We start from the raw sequence: 19,075 nt of genomic DNA on the forward strand, positions 1-19,075 counted from the left end.
GCAGGCAGCGCTTGATGAGCAGGCAAAGAAATATCCTGATCTGGCACTATTCAACCGTGACTTCATCAATAAACTAGTGTGGATGAAGGACGTACCAGAGATCCGTAGCAGTGAGGCTCTGTGGCATATGCATCCGGTGGTATTTCTTGATGCGCTAAAAATGCAGTCTCGAAGAGGTGTAATCAGACCCCGAAATGTCCAAGACTTTTTGGACATGGCTTCGGATTCAGCAGAACAAGCCGCTGCTAAATGGGGAGTACCAGCTTCCGTGTTACTCGCACAATCAGCTTTGGAATCCGGCTGGGGGAAACATGTCAAAAATAATGCATACTTTGGCATTAAAGGCAAATCACCAACTGGAAACAGTACGTCATTTGGCACAACAGAAGTCATCGACGGCAAGGTAATTCATATTAAAGATACTTTTCGTGCATACGCAGATTACGCGGAGTCGGCTGATGACTACGGTCGTTTTTTGAACGAAAACAAACGATATAAACCCGCATTCATTCACACGACTGAGCCAAACCAATTCATCACTGAAATAGCTAAAGCTGGCTATGCAACTGATCCTGATTATGCACCAAAACTTATCCGTCTTATGGAGCGATATGATTTATATGAATTTGATAAATAAAATATTTATTATATCTTCAGTTTGTTACAGCCTCTCTGCGCTTGGCTCGGAAAACGATGAAATGGTGCTAAAGGCATATGATGCTATCCATGATAACTGCCTAACGTCAGTCAAGGGTGAGTGCCTGGAATTTGATGTTGATGATAGTAATGATGGTTATATTCTAATCCCTGTTCGCGAGAATCATTCAAAGCCACAATGCGGCGGCGATACTGGAACATCAGCAAAATTATTTGACCTACGCATCAGGAAATCTGATGGTCGAATTTACACAAACCAAGGAAGTGATCCAGATGATTTTAGAGCATTGCCTTCCCCGAATTCAAAATGCAGTGACGCTAATAAAATGGCAGTTGCAATGCAGGAAAAAACACCGTTTGATGATTTAGTCTATGTTATTAAAAATGCTGGGAGAACATATATTTACAGCGCACCAGATGAAAGCTGTAAGATTAAAGATCTCTTTTTAGTGCAAGGGGACTTGGTCAACGCTAATGCCGATTATAACGGGTTTTCCTCAATCATCTATTTCAAAAAAAATGGCGCTTCTGTGTCCGGTTGGATTCATTCTGACACCCTTACCCCCACAAAGACAGGTATTGGTACAAAAAAACAGTAACGAGGGAGCCGCAATGAGAAAATACCTACCATTGGTCTTACTGATTTTAAGCAATCATGCCTTAGCCAAGGAGTTAAGGTGTGGCTGGTTACAAAGCCCCAGTCCAGCCAATCAGTGGCTCACCGATCGAGACGGTACATGTGATATTTCTTTGCAAGGAGATAATTCTTCATCAGAAGTAGAAAATCTAAAAAATTTCTTTATGCTCAATATGTTATAATCAGTGGAAATTACGGATATTGATGCGCCTGTATCAGGGTTGATGTGAACACCAAAGCGAAAAAATCACTCAAATATACAGTTCCAAAGTACTCCTACTTGAGTGCTGTCAAATCAGATAAAAAACTCCCCTTTCCCTAAACATTTAAGCACACGCGAAGGTATTCCCTCCGCGAGTATTGATTTTGCGCTTAAAACCTCCCCTTCCAAGCATCCGTCGCTTACTAACGAAAGCCTGATGATTTTATGATTGCTAAACCTAGCTTTAACAAACATATGAACAGGTTCGTGGCCATCATGACGCCCTATCTGGTTTGGCGGCAGAGGCTTTTAAAATACAATTACAAAAACTAAGGAATAACTTGAGAAATCGTCTAACTTAGCAGGTAAAAATTTTTTATTTCACCCTATCCAGATCATAGACGCAGCATCTCGCGCCGATTATGATGCCGCGCCCTGTCAGGTAGAACTGACGCGGGTTTAACCATTTCACCATTTTAATGATGATTTTTTTGAGGACTTATGGGCAACACTAAGTTGGCTAATCCGGCTCCGCTGGGCCTGATGGGTTTTGGCATGACCACCATTCTGCTGAACCTGCACAACATCGGGATGTTCCCGATGGACGGCGTAATCCTGGCGATGGGCATTTTTTACGGCGGTATCGCACAAATCTTCGCGGGCCTGCTGGAATATAAGAAAGGCAATACCTTCGGCTTAACCGCCTTCACCTCTTACGGTTCGTTCTGGCTGACGCTGGTCGCGATTCTGCTGATGCCTAAAATGGGCCTGGCGGATGCGGCAAACGCCCACTTCCTGGGCGTGTACCTGGGACTGTGGGGCGTCTTCACCCTGTTCATGTTCTTCGGCACCCTGAAGGCGAACCGCGCACTGCAATTCGTCTTCCTGAGCCTGACCGTGCTGTTCGCCCTGCTGGCAATGGGTCACCTGGCGGATAACGAAGGCATCGTTCACGTTGCTGGCTGGGTCGGTCTGGTGTGCGGCGCAAGTGCTATCTACCTGGCAATGGGTGAAGTGCTGAACGAACAGTTCGGCCGCACCGTATTACCGATTGGTGAAAAACACTGATCCCTCTGTCGTGCCCGCATCGCGGGCACGATAACCCCCAGACTGACGAAGCCATATCCCCAATACCAGCCCCATCAGCGATAACGCCAGCACGTACCACGCTGGTGCGAGCGGCGACACGCCCATCAACACCGTAACCACTATTGGCGTTAGTCCACCGAAAATGGCATACGAAACGTTATAAGAGAACGAGATCCCGGTGAAGCGTACCTCCGGCGGAAAGGCCCGGACCATCACGTACGGTACGGCGCCAACGACCCCCACGCACAGCCCAACGATGCCGTACAGCAGGAACAGCTGTTCAGGATGGGTGCCCGCCAGATGATAAAAAGCCCAGCTCGACGCGGCCAGCAGCAGGCTGCCGACGATAAAGGTCACGCTGGCTCCAAAACGATCCGCCGCCAGCCCGGCGGCCAGACAGCCAAAGCAGAGCATAATCGTCGCGATGCTGTTCGCCTGCAACGTTACCGCAGGCGCAAAACCGTACTGCTTTTGCAGCCAGACCGGCGACATCAAAATGACCACCACGATACCCGCAGACAGCAGCCAGGTGAGCAGCATCGACACCACTACCGCTTTTTTATGCCGCACAACCACCGTTTTCACCGGCAGTTCTTGTGCCAGCGTCTTCCGCTGCTGCATTTCCAGAAATATTGGCGTCTCCTGCAACCAGCGACGCAGGTACATCGCCACCAGCCCGAACGCTCCCCCCAGCAGGAAAGGAATACGCCAGCCCCAGTCGTAAACGGCCTGCTGCGTCATGCTGGTATTGACGAGGGTTGCCACCACGGAGCCAAGCAGAATGCCAACCGTTAGCCCGGCCGTCAGCGTTCCGCACGCAATGCCGATACGGCGCGCCGGGACGTGCTCGGCGACAAACACCCACGCGCCCGGCACTTCTCCACCAATGGCCGCGCCCTGGAGCACGCGCATCAGCAGCAGCAATAACGGAGCGATAATGCCCATCGACGCATAGGTCGGCAAGAGGCCAATGGCCAGCGTCGGCACGGCCATCAGCAGGATACTGAGGGTAAACATCTTCTTGCGCCCGACCAGATCGCCAAAGTGCGCCATGACGATGCCGCCCAGCGGACGCGCCAGATACCCGGCAGCAAAAATGCCGAAGGTTTGCACCTGGCGCAGCCATTCCGGAATATCCGCCGGGAAGAACAGCGCACCCACGACGGCGGCGAAGAAGACGAAGATGATGAAGTCGTAAAACTCCAGCGCGCCGCCTAAGGCAGCGAGCGTGAGGGTTTTGTAGTCCTGTCGATTCAGAGGTCGGGCGTTATGTGACATAGCGAACCATTGTGCGTGTGTTGTGGATTTATTTTTACAGCAATCGTAAAGAAAAAATTACTATATCGTAAATCCATTTACACGCTACTGCCGCTGGCGCGAATGTCACATTTTAATCAACTTCAGGAGATTGTCTCGCGGCGTGCGCTTTTCGGACGAAATGCTGCTACCACGTTGTCGTCAGTTTCCACGTATGGCCCGTCAAGCAGCTGTATACAATACGGTACACTTGCAAAGATACCGTGGACGATGACGCTGCCATCCTCGGCCTTTAAGCCTTCCAGCGTCTCTTTGATCGACTTCGGCTGCCCCGGCAGGTTCAGGATCAGCGCCTGTTTGCGGATCACCCCGACCTGACGGGAAAGAATGGCCGTCGGAACAAAGTGTAGACTGATCTGGCGCATCTGTTCACCGAAGCCCGGCATTTCCCGATCGGCGATAGCCAGCGTCGCGTCAGGCGTCACGTCGCGGCGCGCGGGGCCGGTTCCGCCCGTCGTCAGCACCAGGTGGCAGCTCATCTCATCCACCAGCTCGCACAGGGTCTGCTCGATGATCGGCTGCTCGTCCGGGATCAGGCGAGTCTGGATCTCAAACGGGGTAGTCAGCGCGCTGCCCAGCCATTCTTCCAGAGCAGGGATGCCTTTATCCTGATAAACACCGCTGGAGGCGCGGTCAGAAATCGACACTAAGCCGATGCGTAAGGTATTCATATCCATTCCATTCAAAAAGTACTGATTAATGGGAATGATACACGCAGAGAGAAAATTCAGACAGAGGCGGGGGAAAGACGCGTGACCGGGAGCCCGGTCACGCAGAATGATTACAGCAGATCGCCGATCATTTTTTCCAGTTTTTCCTGGTCGATAGCAAACTTACGGATACCGTCCGCCAGCTTGTCTACTGCCATTGGATCCTGGTTATGCTGCCACAGGAACTCGGATTCCGTGATACGCTCCGGGCGCGCTTTCACTTCACCGGTGTAAGACAGTTTACGCTCGATAGCGCCTTCGCTTTCTGCCAGCTCTTTCAGCAGCGCAGGGGCGATGGTCAGGCGGTCACAGCCGGCCAGCTCGATAATTTCACCGACGTTACGGAAGCTTGCGCCCATCACAACGGTCTCATAGCCGTGCTGTTTGTAGTATTCGTAGATTTCCGTCACGGAAATCACGCCTGGATCTTCAGACGCCGCGTACTCTTTCTTGTCGGTGTTGGCTTTGTACCAGTCCAGAATACGGCCCACGAACGGAGAAATCAGGTATACGCCAGCTTCGGCACAGGCACGCGCCTGCGCGAAGGAGAACAGCAGAGTCAGGTTACAGTTGATCCCTTCTTTTTCCAGCTGCTCGGCGGCGCGAATGCCCTGCCAGGTAGAGGCCAGTTTGATCAGGATACGGTCGTTGCTGATGCCCGCATCGTTATACAGTTTGATCAGGCGTTTTGCTTTGGCGATAGAGGCTTCGGTGTCGTAGGACAGGCGAGCATCAACTTCAGTTGAGATACGGCCAGGAACCAGTTTCAGAATTTCCAGACCGATGTTCACCGCCAGTTTGTCGGTAGCATCCACAACCTGCTGCGCGCGGTCATTGCTCTGCGCTTTCGCCCAGGTCACCGCTTCGTCGATCAGTTTGCGATACTCAGGGATCTGCGCAGCGTTAAGGATCAGAGAAGGGTTGGTTGTAGCATCCTGCGGCTGGTACAGCTTCATTGCCGCAATATCTCCGGTGTCAGCGACGACAGTGGTGAACTGACGAAGGGAGGTCAATTTATCCGTCATGATAGTGTTTCTCTTTTAACGTTCCCTGGATAATTCACACTACCGACAGCCTGCCAGCAGCGGAAAAATGACAGGTTTACTTGTTAGGGGGATGTAACCGGTCTGCCCTGATGATAACACGAGTGAGAGGCAGCGCAACCGCAGACAGTGCGCTTAGGCAGAGTATGATAAACTCACAATATTAACAGGCTGCTAAGTAACAGCATGCACAATCAGTGGTAGCGCTTACATATTCACGTTGGCATCAACAAGAGGGACGTTAGTGCCTGATTTCTTTTTCTTTATCAACGAAGTCCTCTGGGGTTCGATCATGATTTACCTGCTTTCAGGGGCAGGTATCTGGTTTACGTGGCGCAGCGGGCTGATTCAGTTTCGCTATATCCGCAAATTTGGCAGAAGTCTGAAAAACAGCGTCACCCCGCAGCCGGGCGGCTTGACGTCGTTTCAGGCGCTCTGTACCAGCCTCGCCGCACGCATCGGCAGCGGTAACCTGGCCGGTGTTGCGCTGGCGATCGGCGCGGGCGGTCCGGGCGCCGTGTTCTGGATGTGGGTGACGGCGATTATCGGCATGGCCACCGCCTTTGCCGAGTGCTCGCTGGCCCAGCTCTACAAAGAAAAAGACAGCAAAGGCCAGTTTCGCGGCGGACCTGCCTGGTATATGGCTCGCGGGCTGGGAATGCGCTGGATGGGCGTTCTGTTCTCGATCTTTTTGCTGGTGGCGTATGGCCTGATTTTCAACACCGTTCAGGCAAATTCCGTCGCCCACGCGCTGCGCTTTGCCTTCAATTGTCCGGAGTGGCTGACGGGCGGCGCGCTTGCCCTTCTCACCCTGCTGACCATTGTGACCGGTCTTAAAGGGGTAGCCCGCCTGATGCAGTGGCTGGTTCCCCTGATGGCGCTGCTGTGGGTGTCCACCAGCCTGTTGGTATGCGCGATACATATCGACGAGGTGCCGAACGTCATCGCCACCATCTTCAAAAGCGCGTTTGGCTGGCGCGAAGCGGCGTCCGGCGCGCTGGGTTACACCGTTAGCCAGGCCCTCACTGCCGGGTTCCAGCGGGGGATGTTCTCCAACGAAGCGGGAATGGGCTCCACGCCAAATGCCGCCGCCGCGGCCGCATCCTGGCCCCCGCATCCCGCCGCGCAGGGCATTGTGCAGATGATTGGCGTCTTCACGGACACCATTGTTATCTGCTCCGCCAGTGCGATGATAATGCTGCTGGCCGGCGCCGTTGAACATCCATCCGGCAGTACGGCAGGCATTCATTGGGTACAACAGGCGCTGGTCTCACTCGTTGGCGGCTGGGGCGCCGGTCTTGTCGCCCTTGTCGTGGGGCTTTTTGCCTTCAGCTCCATTGCGGTGAACTATATCTATGCCGAAAACAACCTTGTCTTCCTGAACGTCGATTCGCGTCTGGCCCGCAACATCCTTCGCGCGGCTGTGCTGGGGATGGTGTTCGTCGGCTCCCTGCTCAGCATGCCGATGGTCTGGCAAATAGCGGACGTCATTATGGCGCTGATGGCCATCACTAACCTGACGGCCATTTTGCTGCTTTCACCGGTTGTGGCGCTGATCGCGCGGGATTATCTGCGTCAGCGCAAGCTTGGCGTGCCGCCCGTCTTTGACGCCACACGCTATCCCGAAATCGAGTCACAAATTGCCCCTGGCACCTGGGATGATTTGCCGCGGCAATAACAGCTATCGATCAAATCAGGGCGATTTTTTGTTAAAGTCGCTCTAAATTTCCTGCAAGGACTGGATATGCTGATTCTGATTTCACCTGCAAAAACGCTCGACTACCAGAGCCCGCTCGCCACTGAGCGTTATACCCAGCCGGAACTGCTGGACTACTCGCAACAGCTAATCCACGAGGCGCGTAAACTGTCGGCTCCGCAGATCGCCTCGCTGATGAGCATCAGCGATAAACTCGCCGACCTGAACGCCATCCGTTTTCACGAGTGGCAGCCTGACTTCACGCCCGACAACGCGCGCCAGGCGCTGCTGGCCTTTAAAGGTGACGTCTACACTGGCCTGCAAGCAGAAACGTTTAGCGAAGCCGATTTCGATTTTGCCCAGCAGCATCTGCGCATGCTGTCCGGCCTGTATGGCGTACTGCGCCCGCTGGATCTGATGCAGCCGTATCGTCTGGAGATGGGTATTCGCCTGGAAAACGCCAAAGGCAAAGATCTGTACCACTTCTGGGGCGATGTGATCACCGACAAGCTTAACGCGACGCTGCAAGCCCAGGGAGATAACGTGGTGATCAACCTGGCCTCCGATGAGTACTTCAAATCGGTGAAGCCGAAAAAGCTGAATGCGGACATTATCAAGCCGGTGTTCCTCGACGAGAAGAACGGCAAATTTAAAGTGATCAGCTTCTACGCCAAAAAAGCGCGCGGTCTGATGAGCCGCTTCATCATTCAAAACCGCCTGACAAAGCCGGAGCAGCTCACCGCTTTTAACAGCGAAGGGTATTTCTTCGACGAGGCATCGTCAGGCAAAAACGAGCTGGTGTTTAAGCGTCACGAGCAATAAAAGACAACCCCGCCAGCTGGCGGGGTTTGTGTTAATGGTGTTTCCTGTCCGGGCCCGGACGATGATCGTCATGACGGTGGCGATCGTGACGATCGCGATGTTCATCGTGCGGACGCCAGTGGTTGTCGCGCCAGTCATAGTGCGCTTTCCACCAGTCATGGTCGCGCCAGCGGCCGCCATCCCAGTAGTGTCCGTTATTATCCCGATCGCCAATTTGCAGCTTTACCGCAGGCACGAGGGTGATCTCAGCGGCCTGCACCGCCATGGGAGCGACCAGCATCAGTGAGAGCGCGATGAGTGCAGGTTTCAGTGTAGACATAGGTGACTCCTTATTCTTCTTGCCCAGCGTGGGCCGATGTAAGGAGAGTACGTGATGGGAACGGCGGATGTTAGTCTCTGCAATCCTAAACGCTAAGTGGCCGCATTTATTGGGAATTTCTGCTTTTTTCCTGCTGTTTTTCTCCTTAATTTCTCCATAAAAAAGCCGGGTGGCGGCTGCGCCTTACCCGGCCTACGGACCGGAGCTCTCGTTGCCGGGTGGCGCTGCGCTTACCCGGCCTACGATTGGGTTCGTTGGGGTCGTTGTGGATCTTGTAGGCCCGGTAAGGCGTAGCCGCCACCGGGCAAGAGAATCACGCTCGGGTCATCATCAGCTTACGCAGTGCCGCAAAATCTGCCGGCAGCTTATGGGACAGCAGCGGCAGATCGGCGCGCTCGGCCAGCTCTTTTGGCAGCGGCAGCGTTTCACCCAGGATCGCTTCCACGCTCTCCTTAAACTTCGCCGGATGAGCGGTTCCGAGGAACAGGCCATACTCGCCCGGCTGAAGCGCGTCGCGCAGCGCACGGTAAGCAATCGCCGCGTGCGGCTCAGAGGTATAGCCCACGGCTTTCAGCTCACGCATGGTCGCTTTGGTGGTTTCATCCGTAACCGCAGCGTAGCCGAGGTCGCCCAGACGCCAGACCTTACGGCGGAACAGCTCTTCTACACGCGGCCAGTTGTTAGGCTGTGACACATCCATCGCATTGGAGAGCGTGGCCTGCGTCGCGTTCGGCGCCCATTTCCCGTCTTTCAGGTAGCGCGGCACGGTGTCGTTGGCGTTAGTGGCGGCAATAAAGCGCTTCACCGGCAGACCGAGTGATTTCGCCAGCAGGCCCGCCGTCAGGTCGCCGAAGTTGCCGCTTGGCACGGAAACCACCAGCTGATTGCGCGCGTCCTGCGGCAGCTGCGCCACCGCTTCGAAGTAGTAGCAGATCTGCGCCAGCAGACGGCTGATGTTGATCGAGTTGGCGGAGTTCAGACCCAGCGCCACCTTCAGCTCTTCGTCGTCGAAGGCCTGCTTCACCAGCGCTTGACAGGCATCGAAATCGCCGTCGATCGCCACGGTTTCAATGTTGCCCCCAAGGGTGCAGAACAGTTTTTCCTGAAGCGGACTGATTTTGCCCTTCGGATAGAGGATCACCACGCGGACGTTTTTCAGGCCGTAGAACGCATGGGCCACCGCCGCACCGGTATCGCCGGAGGTCGCGGTCAGAATCGTCACCGGTTTGTCGCCGCTGATGTGGGTAAGCATCTGCGCCATAAAGCGGCCGCCGAAGTCTTTAAACGCCAGCGTCGGGCCGTGGAACAGCTCCAGACAGCCGACGTCCGGCTCAACCTGCTGAACCGGAGCCGGGAAAGCAAACGCCGCACGTACGCGCTCTTCCAGCAGCTCCTGCGGGATTTCATCGCCGATAAACGCAGACAGAATTTTGGTGCTGCGGGTGACAAAGTCCTGCTTCAGCAGCTCATCGATTTCGGTCAGCTGGAATTCCGGCAGGTCGTGCGGGAAGAACAGCCCCTGATTTTTGCCCAGCCCCTGCGTGACCGCCTGCGCGAAGCTGACCTGCTCGTTATGATCTTTAAGGTTGTAGAGTTTCATTCGTTATCCCAGTACTCGTGCGCCAGCCGTGTCCAGACGGCAAATATGAACAAAGCCTTCCTGATTTTGCAGGTAGTGTTTAGAGAGCCAGTCCGCCACGCGCTGCGCGGTGTCTGGTTTGTCGCACAGGGCGAACAGCGTCGGGCCGGAGCCGGAGATGCCGCATGCCTGCGCGCCGATATCCATTGAAGCCTGTCGCGCCTCGTTAAAGCCAGGAAGCAGCTTCGTGCGGTACGGCTCGGCAATCACGTCTTTCATGAGTTTCGCCGCCAGCTGCGGCTGGCGGGTGTAGCAGGCGTGAATAAAGCCCGCCAGGTGACGCCCGTGAGCGATACAGTCCTGACGACGATACTGCGCCGGCAGGATCGCGCGCGCTTCCGCGGTCGAGACCTTAATGCCCGGATAGGCCAGCACCCACAGCCACTCGTCAAACCCTGGCACCTGCTGGCTGATGATGCCATTTTCTTCAATCATCAGCTGCATGCCGCCGAGGAAGCACGGTGCGACGTTATCATAGTGAATACTGCCGGAGATGCGCCCTTCCAGCTCGCCCATCAGCGCCAGCAGACGGCTGTTGTTCAGCGGCTTGCCGCAGTGCTCGTTCATCGCCACCAGCGCGGCGACTACCGAACACGCGCTGGAGCCCAGTCCCGAGCCAATCGGCATGCTTTTTTCCAGCGTCATAGCGACCGGCACGTTTTTGCCGATCTCCTGACAGAAGCGTTCCCAGCACTGATAAACAATATTCTCGCGTGGTTCAGGCGGCAGCTTGCTGGCGAAACGGCCAACGTTATTCAGGCTGAAGCGCTCTGCCGCCTCAACCGTTACCGTATCGCCCAGCAGCGAACCGTCCACCGGCGTCACCGCCGCACCCAGCACGTCAAATCCGACGCTCATATTGGCGCTGGAAGCCGGGGCATATACTTTAACCATCTTAAACTCCTAACTTCCATGACAGGGTACGCAGCAGATCGGCAAACACGCCCGCCGCCGTCACATCATTCCCTGCGCCATAGCCGCGAAGCACCAGCGGCAGTGGCTGATAATAGTGGCTGTAGAACGCCAGGGCATTCTCGCCGTTTTTCACCTTGTACAGCGGATCGTTGCCATCCACTTCGGTAATCTTCACCCGGCAGACGCCATCCTCTTCAATGTTGCCAACATAGCGCAATACCTTTCCTTCATCACGGGCTTTCGCCACGCGAGCGGCAAAGGCATCGTCAAGCTGAGGTAAATTCGCCATAAAGGCGCTGACGTCGCCGCTGTCATCAAATTCTGCTGGCAGCACCGGTTCAATCACAATATCCGAAAGCTCCAGCTCGCGGCCCGTTTCGCGCACCAGGATCAGCAGCTTGCGCGCCACGTCCATCCCGGAGAGATCATCGCGCGGATCCGGTTCGGTGTAGCCCAGCTCGCGCGCGGCACGGGTGGCTTCCGACAGGCTCATGCCTTCATCCAGCTTGCCGAAGATAAACGACAGGGAGCCGGAGAGGATGCCGGAGAAGCGCTGCAATTCGTCGCCCGCGTTCAGCAGGTTTTGCAGGTTCTCGATGACCGGCAGGCCCGCGCCCACGTTAGTGTCGTACAGGAACTTGCGGCGCGACTTGCTCGCCGCCAGACGCAGCTGGTGATAGTAATCCATCGACGAGGTGTTGGCCTTTTTGTTCGGCGTCACCACGTGGAAACCTTCGCGCAGGAAGTCGGCGTACTGGTCGGCCACGGCCTGGTTCGAGGTACAGTCGACGATCACCGGGTTGAGCAGATGATACTCTTTCACCAGGCGGATCAGGCGGCCCAGGTTGAACGGCTCTTTCGCCTCTTCCAGCTCCGCCTGCCAGTTTTCCAGGTTCAGACCGTGGACGTTAGTGAGCAGCGCTTTCGAATTCGCAATTCCGCAGACGCGCAGATCGATGTGCTTTTTCTTAAGCCACTCCTGCTGGCGCTTCACCTGCTCCAGCAGCGCACCGCCGACGCCGCCGACGCCAATCAGGAACAGCTCGATGACCTGATCGGTGTTGAACAGCATCTGGTGAACCACGCGCACGCCGGTGGTCGCATCGTCGTTATCGACTACAACTGAAATTGAACGCTCGGACGAGCCCTGCGCAATCGCCACGATGTTGATATTGGCACGCGCCAGCGCGGCAAAGAATTTAGCAGAGATACCGCGCAGGGTGCGCATGCCGTCGCCAACGACGGAGATCACCGCCAGACGCTCCTGAATAGAGAGCGGCTCCAGCAGCTCCTCTTTAAGCTCCAGATAGAACTCTTCTTCCAGCGCGCGACGGGCGCGCAGGCAATCGCCCTGCGGTACGCAGAAGCTGATGCTGTATTCGGAAGAGGACTGGGTGATCAGCACCACCGAGATACCGTTGCGGGACATGGCGGCAAACACGCGTGCAGCCATGCCGACCATCCCCTTCATACCCGGGCCGGAGACGCTGAACATCGCCATGTTATTCAGGTTTGAAATGCCTTTCACCGGCAGGTCATCTTCATTCGCGCTGGCGCCAATCAGCGTGCCCGGCGCTTGCGGGTTACCGGTGTTTTTAATCAGGCATGGGATCTGGAACTGGGCAATCGGGGAGATGGTACGCGGGTGAAGTACTTTGGCGCCGAAGTAGGAAAGCTCCATCGCTTCCTGATACGACATGGACTTCAGCAGCCTGGCGTCCGGCACCTGGCGCGGATCGCAGGTATAAACGCCGTCGACGTCAGTCCAGATCTCACAGCAGTCTGCACGTAAACAGGCCGCCAGCACGGCAGCGGAGTAGTCAGAGCCGTTACGGCCCAGCACGACTAATTCGCCCTTCTCGTTCCCGGCGGTAAAGCCCGCCATCAGGATCATATGGTCAGAAGGGATTTTGCTCGCAGCGATACGGCGGGTTGATTCGGCAATATCAACGGTGGATTCGAGGTAGTGGCCCACCGCCAGCAGTTTTTCAACCGGGTCGATGACCGTCACGCGGTGACCGCGCGCTTCCAGCACGCCCGCCATGATGGCGATGGAGAGTTTTTCACCCCGGCAAATCAGCGCCGCGTTGATGCTGTCCGGGCACTGACCCAGCAGGCTGATACCGTGAAGGACATGTTTAATCTGGGCAAATTCGAGTTCAACGGTGGTTTTCAGCTGCGCCAGCGGGAAGCCCGGCTGGGCATCTGCCAGCCCCTGAAGCAGCTCGGTGAAGATACGCTCAGCGTCGCTGATGTTCGGAAGTGCATCCTGACCACCAATGGTTTTTTCAATCATCGCCACCAGGTGGTTCGTGATTTTGGCAGGGGCAGAGAGCACGGTGGCAACCTGCCCCTGCCTGGCGTTGCTTTCCAGGATATCGGCAACGCGCAGAAAACGCTCCGCATTTGCCACTGACGTACCGCCGAACTTCAACACTCGCATGGTTCTACCTCATTTCCTTTAGCCGAAAAAAAAGCCCGCACTGTTCAGGTGCGGGCTTTTTTCTGTTTTTCCTGTACGCGTCAGCCCGCATCGTTACCTGTGGTAATGATGGTGGTTGTAGTAATGGTGGTGATGCTGATGCGTTTCATGGATGTTGTGTACTCTGTCATTATTATCTGTCTGTGCTCTATTCTTTTAGGGTTAAAGGATCGGGCACCTTAAGTCAATGAATTTTTACTTTGATCACAATTCGGGACATTCTCACGTCCCGCTGCGAGCAGATTTATTTTCATCCGAATACCCCATATGCAACCCCAGTTATCAGCGAGATCGGCCATATTGAAAACTTATGACAGCATTTTACTCCGCTAATTTTTTTTCAATATCATGGAGCAATCGGTGCAGCATTGCCGTGTCTCGCTGTTCCAGACGTCCCAGGCGCTGCTGCAACCAGTCCACCATTTTCCGATCGTCAGCCACGCCCAGCTGCATAAGCAGTTTGTCAGCGCGAACGCGCAGGGCCGCCAGCTGGTTTTCATCCGTTGCTGTCACCGGTGGCTGAGAAATTTGTATTAAGGATGCTAATTGATAGCAGTAAACCATCACCGCCTGGCCCAGATTAAGTGACGGATAATCCGCCACCATCGGCGCGCCCGTCAGTACGTCAGCCAGCTCCAGCTCTTCATTCGTCAGCCCCGAATCTTCGCGCCCAAACACCAGCGCGGCTTTCTCCAGCCACTGGCTTTTTTCTTCCAGCATGGGCACCAGTTCAGCAGGCGTGGCGTAATAGTGAAACTTCGCCCGGCTGCGCGCGGTGGTCGCGACGGTAAACGAAATATCGTGCAGGGCGTCAGCGAGCGTCGCGTAAGTGTTTATATTATCGAGAATATCACCCGAACCGTGCGCCACCCACCGTGCGGCAGGCTCCAGATGCGCCGTACTGTCCACGATACGCAAATCGGTAAAACCCATGGTCTTCATGGCACGCGCCGCAGCGCCAATATTTTCAGCTCTTGCTGGTGCCACCAGCACAATCGACAGATGCATTTATGCTCTCTTTTTAATCAGTTAGCAGGTAAAAATGTGATTCACTTCAACATATTACGCAGCACGAATTTACAATTTTGCAACACAAATCACCGAAATAGCGTTTCATAACAATTAAAAAAAGCTAAACTATTTTGTGACTGAACAATCAGTTAGAATGTTAACAGAAGTCTATTATCCTTATGTTTTGTAATGATAATGACTATATGAATACTCTTTTCTGATTGGATTCGTATCGTTTATCAATCAATGTCCGCAACTAGTTGGTTTATTGAAAAATTGTGACAAAGGCTAGCATTCAGCTACGATGATTTCATCAAACTGTTAACGTGCTACAATTGAACTTGATATATGTCAACGAAGCGTAGTTTTATTGGGTGTCCGGTGTCACTTAGCCTGTTATGTTGCTGTTAAAATGGTTAGGATGACAGCCGTTTTTGACACTGTCGGGTCCAGAGGGAAAGTACCCACGACCAAGCTAATGATGTTGTTGACGTTGATGGAAAGTGCATCAAGAACGCAATTACGTACTTTAGTCACGTTAGGCCGATCATGTTAATTTGCGACATGCATCAGGCAGGTCAGGGACTTTTGTACTTCCTGTTTCGATTTAGTTGGCAATTTAGGTAGCAAACATGCAGACCCCGCACATTCTTATCGTTGAAGACGAGTTGGTAACACGCAACACGTTAAAGAGCATTTTCGAAGCAGAAGGCTACGATGTCTTTGAAGCGACCGATGGCGCAGAGATGCATCAGATCCTTTCTGAAAATGATATCAACCTGGTGATTATGGATATCAACCTGCCGGGCAAAAACGGCCTTCTTCTGGCGCGCGAGTTGCGTGAACAGGCGAACGTCGCGTTGATGTTCCTGACAGGCCGTGACAACGAGGTTGATAAAATTCTTGGTCTGGAAATCGGCGCGGACGACTACATCACCAAGCCGTTTAACCCACGCGAGTTAACCATTCGTGCACGCAACCTGCTGTCCCGCACCATGAATCTGGGTACGGTCAGTGAAGAGCGTCGTAGCGTCGACAGCTACAAATTCAACGGCTGGGAACTTGATATCAATAGCCGTTCGCTGATTAGCCCGAACGGTGAGCAGTATAAACTGCCGCGCAGTGAATTCCGCGCGATGCTGCACTTCTGCGAAAACCCGGGCAAGATCCAGTCCCGTGCAGAACTGCTGAAGAAAATGACCGGTCGTGAGTTGAAGCCACACGATCGTACCGTTGACGTTACCATCCGTCGTATTCGTAAACATTTCGAATCTACGCCTGATACGCCGGAAATCATCGCCACCATCCATGGTGAAGGCTATCGTTTCTGCGGTGACCTACAGGAATAATCCGTCACGTCACGCAGTAAAAAACGGCGCATTTGCGCCGTTTTTTTTATCAATGCCACGGCATAATGGGCACCGCGCTGATCGCGTTTTTCGGTGAGCCTTCCACGACTTTGTCGGAATAAGCCAGATAAGCTAACGTGTTGCGTTTCGCATCGTAGAAACGCACCACCTGTAGCTTTTTGAACACCAGCGAGGTCCGTTTCTGGAATACGACGTCGCCCTGCGCTTTGCCGTTTTTAATTTTGTCGCTCAATTCAACCGGGCCAACCTGCTGGCAGGAAATGGCCGCGTCAGACGTATCCTCAGCCAGCCCCAGCCCGCCTTTAATCCCGCCCGTCTTTGCCCGGCTGACATAGCAGGTGACGTTTTTAACATCCGGATCGTCAAAGGCCTCCACCACAATTTTGTGGTCCGGCCCAAACATTTTGAACACGGTATCCACAGAGCCCACCTGTTCAGCCTGCGCTGCGCTTCCCGCCATGAGTACCAACGCCGTAAAGAGTAAAGCCTTGTATTTCATATTGTTACCATTCATAAAAAATTACGCTGAGCGATTATTCAACACGTTAGCTAAAAATGTAGCAAGATCACAGGATTAGAATATATCCGCACATAAACCCCTACAAAAAGCATTTATGCGCAAAAAAAACACTGAATGCTAAAACGTCAAAAAATGCTATTATCCGCTAACCTGTAAACAGGCACCTGCGGCAGTTTTAAGGATGAGGATAGTATATGGATCAGGCTGGAATTATTCGCGACCTGCTCACCTGGCTGGAAGGTCATCTCGACCAGCCATTGTCACTGGATAATGTGGCGGCAAAAGCAGGCTATTCCAAGTGGCATCTGCAAAGGATGTTCAAGGATGTCACCGGTCATGCTATCGGTGCCTATATTCGTGCACGTCGGTTATCAAAGTCTGCTGTTGCGTTGCGCCTGACCGCGCGACCCATCCTCGATATTGCCCTGCAATATCGCTTCGATTCACAGCAAACCTTTACCCGCGCCTTTAAGAAACAGTTCTCGTTAACGCCTGCGCTTTATCGCCGCTCGCCTGACTGGAGCTCCTTTGGTATGCGTCCGCCGCTGCGTCTGGGCGAATTTGCGATGCCAAAATATGAAATCATCACCCTGCCGGAAACGCACCTGGTCGGCACCACCCAGAGCTACTCCTGCTCCCTGGAGCAGATCTCCGAGTTCCGCCATCAGATGCGCGTTCAGTTCTGGCGCGAATTTTTAAGCCACGCGCCGGCGATCCCGCCGATTCTGTATGGCCTGAACGAAACGCATCCAAGCCAGGAAAAAGACGACGAGCAGGAGGTGTTTTATACCACGGCGCTCACGCCTGACATGGCGAACGGGTACATTCATGGCTCGCAGCCTGTCGTGCTGGAAGGCGGCGAATATGTAATGTTCTCATACGAAGGGTTAGGAACGGGCGTTCAGGAATTCATCCTGACCGTTTACGGAACCTGCATGCCGATGCTGAATCTGAATCGCCGTAAAGGTCAGGACATTGAGCGCTACTATCCGGCACAGGATGCTAAACCGGAAGAAGGCCCTATCAATCTGCGTATGGAATTCCTGATTCCGGTACGTCGTTAACGCTGTAATTCGTCCAGTGCAGGGGCATCAAGATGCGAAATGTCCCCTGCCGTTTCAACCACCCACCCCGATGCCAGCCAGGCGCTTTCCTGATAGTCGATACGGGAAATGGAACAGTTGCGCAGACGCAAACGGCGCTCGGCGTAAGCCGGCAGACCGAGAATGGTGCTCACCAGGCAACCCAGCGCGATACCGTGGCTCACCAGCAGCGGACGGCTACCTGCCGGAAGCTTCAGGCACTCGGCCAGCGCGGCATGCATACGCACGCTCAGCTCCTGCATGGATTCCCCCTCTGGGATGCGACCATCTTCGGTACCGTTCACCAGCATGCGACGCCAGCCTTCTTCGGTTTCCGTCAGCGTATCGATAGGACGTTTTTCCAGCACGCCCATATCCAGCTCGCGCAGGCGCGGTTCGAGGGTGACGTCACAGCCACAGGCATCGGCGATGATGCGTGCCGTCTGCTGCGTGCGGCCTAAATCACTGGAGATAACGTGAGTGATGCCCAGCGTTCTGGCGCGCTCCGCCACCTGCCACGCTTGTTGCACACCCTTGTCGGTGAGAGGACTGTCTGACTGCCCTTGAATACGTCGCTCGGCGTTCCACTGCGTTTCACCGTGGCGAACAAGGTATACCTGTAACATGCTTTTTTTCCGTTATACTGCGATGAATTTTTTAATCGAGCTTAATTATGCACCATGTTGTCTCTGCTACCACCAATCCTGCCAAAATTCAGGCAATTCTAAGGGCATTTGACGAGATCTTCGGCGAAGGATCCTGCCATATTGACGCCGTCGGCGTCGAGAGTGGCGTGCCGGAACAGCCGTTTGGCAGCGAGGAAACGCGCGCTGGCGCACGAAATCGCGTGGCGAATGCAAAAGCCGCCGCACCCGACGCTGACTTCTGGGTCGCGATTGAAGCGGGCATCGACGAAGGGGCAACCTTTAGCTGGGTTGTCATCGAAAGCCGCGAGCAGCGCGGCGAAGCGCGTTCAGCCACCCTGCCGCTGCCGGAGGTCATTCTGGAAAAAGTCCGCGCAGGTGAAGCGCTCGGGCCGGTGATGTCACAGTACACCGGTATTGATGAGATTGGACGTAAAGAAGGGGCGATTGGCGTCTTTACCGCCGGCAAGCTCACCCGTTCGAGCGTTTATCACCAGGCGGTGATCCTGGCGCTGAGCCCGTTTCATAACGCGATTTATCGTTAAGTTTGTAGGCCGGATAAGGTGAAGCCGTCATCCGGCGTTTTTCAGCAATACCGCTTCCAGCCACTGGCGCAGCTCAACCGGCGCAGACTTCAGGCTGTTCGATCCACGGGTGATCGTCGCGATGCCCGCGCCCAGTTCGTTTTTCAGCTCGCGCTGGCTCATCTCACCGCGTAATAGCTCTTCAATAATCCGCACGCGCGTGCCCAGCGCCTCACGCTCGTCCGGCGTAAGCATCAGCTGCATGAGGGGTAGGTGCAAATCCTGCTCGTAAGACTGTCGAAGCAGCTCCACAAAACGAAGCCACTCCTGATGACGCTGTTCGGCCATGGCCGAGGAATACGGGGAATGCTGGGTCATGTTATGCTGCCTCTTGTA

The 19,075-nt window shown here is 54.4% G+C and carries 22 protein-coding genes and 1 other annotated feature; of the genes, 9 read left to right on the forward strand and 13 right to left on the reverse strand.

Annotated elements, in window-relative coordinates; translation table 11 throughout:
* From IM300_RS11080 to satP, 4 genes are all read left to right on the forward strand, one after another.
* A partial coding sequence (locus IM300_RS11080; protein ID WP_193036484.1) for a glycoside hydrolase family 73 protein occupies positions 1 to 637 on the forward strand: 637 nt, incomplete at its 5' end.
* The gene (locus IM300_RS11085) at positions 612 to 1,256 is read left to right on the forward strand and encodes a hypothetical protein (RefSeq protein ID WP_193036486.1); all 645 of its coding nucleotides are present in this window, start codon (positions 612 to 614) and stop codon (positions 1,254 to 1,256) included. The genes IM300_RS11080 and IM300_RS11085, both read left to right, overlap by 26 nt.
* Positions 1,257 to 1,269: 13 nt before the next feature.
* Positions 1,270 to 1,476, forward strand: coding sequence for a DUF4087 domain-containing protein (locus IM300_RS22820; protein ID WP_193036488.1), 207 nt, complete (start codon positions 1,270 to 1,272; stop codon positions 1,474 to 1,476).
* Positions 1,477 to 1,997: 521 nt separating this feature from the next.
* Complete coding sequence (gene satP, locus IM300_RS11095; RefSeq protein ID WP_063450701.1) at positions 1,998 to 2,564, forward strand: acetate uptake transporter; 567 nt, start codon at positions 1,998 to 2,000, stop codon at positions 2,562 to 2,564.
* On the opposite strand, the gene IM300_RS11100 is transcribed toward satP, so the two are convergent.
* The 3 genes from IM300_RS11100 to tal all read right to left on the reverse strand — a co-directional run bounded on the left by IM300_RS11100 (position 2,541) and on the right by tal (position 5,637).
* Positions 2,541 to 3,863, reverse strand: a complete 1,323-nt coding sequence (locus IM300_RS11100) for an MFS transporter (RefSeq protein WP_193036490.1) — start codon at positions 3,861 to 3,863, stop codon at positions 2,541 to 2,543. The two genes, satP and IM300_RS11100, sit on opposite strands and share 24 nt — an antisense overlap.
* A 122-nt stretch (positions 3,864 to 3,985) precedes the next feature.
* On the reverse strand, positions 3,986 to 4,573 hold the full coding sequence (gene mog / locus IM300_RS11105) for a molybdopterin adenylyltransferase (RefSeq protein WP_063867421.1): 588 nt from the start codon (positions 4,571 to 4,573) through the stop codon (positions 3,986 to 3,988).
* Between the two features lie 110 nt (positions 4,574 to 4,683).
* A complete protein-coding gene (gene tal / locus IM300_RS11110; protein ID WP_003856481.1) occupies positions 4,684 to 5,637 on the reverse strand; it encodes a transaldolase in 954 nt (317 codons plus the stop codon).
* A gap of 262 nt (positions 5,638 to 5,899) precedes the next feature.
* Between tal and IM300_RS11115 the strand changes: the two genes are divergently transcribed.
* Together IM300_RS11115 and yaaA are read left to right on the forward strand one after the other, a co-directional pair.
* The gene (locus IM300_RS11115; RefSeq protein WP_193036492.1) at positions 5,900 to 7,333 is read left to right on the forward strand and encodes a sodium:alanine symporter family protein; all 1,434 of its coding nucleotides are present in this window, start codon (positions 5,900 to 5,902) and stop codon (positions 7,331 to 7,333) included.
* 66 nt (positions 7,334 to 7,399) lie between these two features.
* Positions 7,400 to 8,173, forward strand: coding sequence for a peroxide stress protein YaaA (gene yaaA, locus IM300_RS11120; RefSeq protein WP_193036493.1), 774 nt, complete (start codon positions 7,400 to 7,402; stop codon positions 8,171 to 8,173).
* A gap of 31 nt (positions 8,174 to 8,204) precedes the next feature.
* Here yaaA and IM300_RS11125 read toward each other — a convergent pair whose 3' ends face one another.
* From IM300_RS11125 to yjjY, 7 genes are all read right to left on the reverse strand, one after another.
* Positions 8,205 to 8,492, reverse strand: a complete 288-nt coding sequence (locus IM300_RS11125; RefSeq protein WP_107534663.1) for a DUF2502 domain-containing protein — start codon at positions 8,490 to 8,492, stop codon at positions 8,205 to 8,207.
* Positions 8,493 to 8,805: 313 nt separating this feature from the next.
* The gene (thrC, locus tag IM300_RS11130; RefSeq protein WP_193036495.1) at positions 8,806 to 10,092 is read right to left on the reverse strand and encodes a threonine synthase; all 1,287 of its coding nucleotides are present in this window, start codon (positions 10,090 to 10,092) and stop codon (positions 8,806 to 8,808) included.
* Between the two features lie 3 nt (positions 10,093 to 10,095).
* Positions 10,096 to 11,025, reverse strand: coding sequence for a homoserine kinase (gene thrB, locus IM300_RS11135; RefSeq protein ID WP_023299286.1), 930 nt, complete (start codon positions 11,023 to 11,025; stop codon positions 10,096 to 10,098).
* Between the two features lies 1 nt (position 11,026).
* A complete protein-coding gene (thrA, locus tag IM300_RS11140; protein ID WP_193036497.1) occupies positions 11,027 to 13,489 on the reverse strand; it encodes a bifunctional aspartate kinase/homoserine dehydrogenase I in 2,463 nt (820 codons plus the stop codon).
* A 24-nt stretch (positions 13,490 to 13,513) separates the two neighbouring features.
* Positions 13,514 to 13,631: a sequence feature (Thr leader region), on the reverse strand.
* Positions 13,570 to 13,638, reverse strand: a complete 69-nt coding sequence (thrL, locus tag IM300_RS11145) for a thr operon leader peptide (protein WP_072039575.1) — start codon at positions 13,636 to 13,638, stop codon at positions 13,570 to 13,572. Its footprint overlaps the feature before it by 62 nt.
* Before the next feature lie 211 nt (positions 13,639 to 13,849).
* The gene (locus IM300_RS11150) at positions 13,850 to 14,536 is read right to left on the reverse strand and encodes a tRNA/rRNA methyltransferase (protein WP_193036499.1); all 687 of its coding nucleotides are present in this window, start codon (positions 14,534 to 14,536) and stop codon (positions 13,850 to 13,852) included.
* 399 nt (positions 14,537 to 14,935) lie between these two features.
* Complete coding sequence (gene yjjY / locus IM300_RS11155; protein ID WP_001541509.1) at positions 14,936 to 15,076, reverse strand: protein YjjY; 141 nt, start codon at positions 15,074 to 15,076, stop codon at positions 14,936 to 14,938.
* Positions 15,077 to 15,171: 95 nt separating this feature from the next.
* On the opposite strand from yjjY, the gene arcA reads away from it, so the two are divergent.
* Positions 15,172 to 15,888, forward strand: a complete 717-nt coding sequence (arcA, locus tag IM300_RS11160; RefSeq protein WP_003856501.1) for a two-component system response regulator ArcA — start codon at positions 15,172 to 15,174, stop codon at positions 15,886 to 15,888.
* A 49-nt stretch (positions 15,889 to 15,937) separates the two neighbouring features.
* Here the strand turns inward: arcA and creA are convergent, their stop codons facing one another.
* Complete coding sequence (creA, locus tag IM300_RS11165; protein WP_063450711.1) at positions 15,938 to 16,408, reverse strand: protein CreA; 471 nt, start codon at positions 16,406 to 16,408, stop codon at positions 15,938 to 15,940.
* A gap of 215 nt (positions 16,409 to 16,623) precedes the next feature.
* On the opposite strand from creA, the gene robA reads away from it, so the two are divergent.
* Positions 16,624 to 17,493 (forward strand): MDR efflux pump AcrAB transcriptional activator RobA, encoded by an 870-nt coding sequence (gene robA / locus IM300_RS11170; RefSeq protein ID WP_063450712.1) that lies wholly within the window; start codon positions 16,624 to 16,626, stop codon positions 17,491 to 17,493.
* Here robA and gpmB read toward each other — a convergent pair.
* Positions 17,490 to 18,137: a 2,3-diphosphoglycerate-dependent phosphoglycerate mutase GpmB gene (gene gpmB / locus IM300_RS11175; RefSeq protein WP_063867415.1), complete on the reverse strand. Its 648-nt coding sequence runs from the start codon at positions 18,135 to 18,137 to the stop codon at positions 17,490 to 17,492. The two genes, robA and gpmB, sit on opposite strands and share 4 nt — an antisense overlap.
* A gap of 47 nt (positions 18,138 to 18,184) precedes the next feature.
* Between gpmB and yjjX the strand changes: the two genes are divergently transcribed.
* On the forward strand, positions 18,185 to 18,700 hold the full coding sequence (yjjX, locus tag IM300_RS11180) for an inosine/xanthosine triphosphatase (RefSeq protein WP_193036501.1): 516 nt from the start codon (positions 18,185 to 18,187) through the stop codon (positions 18,698 to 18,700).
* A gap of 27 nt (positions 18,701 to 18,727) precedes the next feature.
* Here the strand turns inward: yjjX and trpR are convergent, their stop codons facing one another.
* Entirely contained in the window at positions 18,728 to 19,057 is a 330-nt protein-coding gene (gene trpR / locus IM300_RS11185) for a trp operon repressor (RefSeq protein WP_010427104.1), read from the reverse strand.
* Between the last annotated feature and the right edge of the window lie 18 nt (positions 19,058 to 19,075).

Source organism: Enterobacter cloacae complex sp. I2, assembly GCF_014896205.1.
GTDB lineage: Bacteria > Pseudomonadota > Gammaproteobacteria > Enterobacterales > Enterobacteriaceae > Enterobacter > Enterobacter quasihormaechei.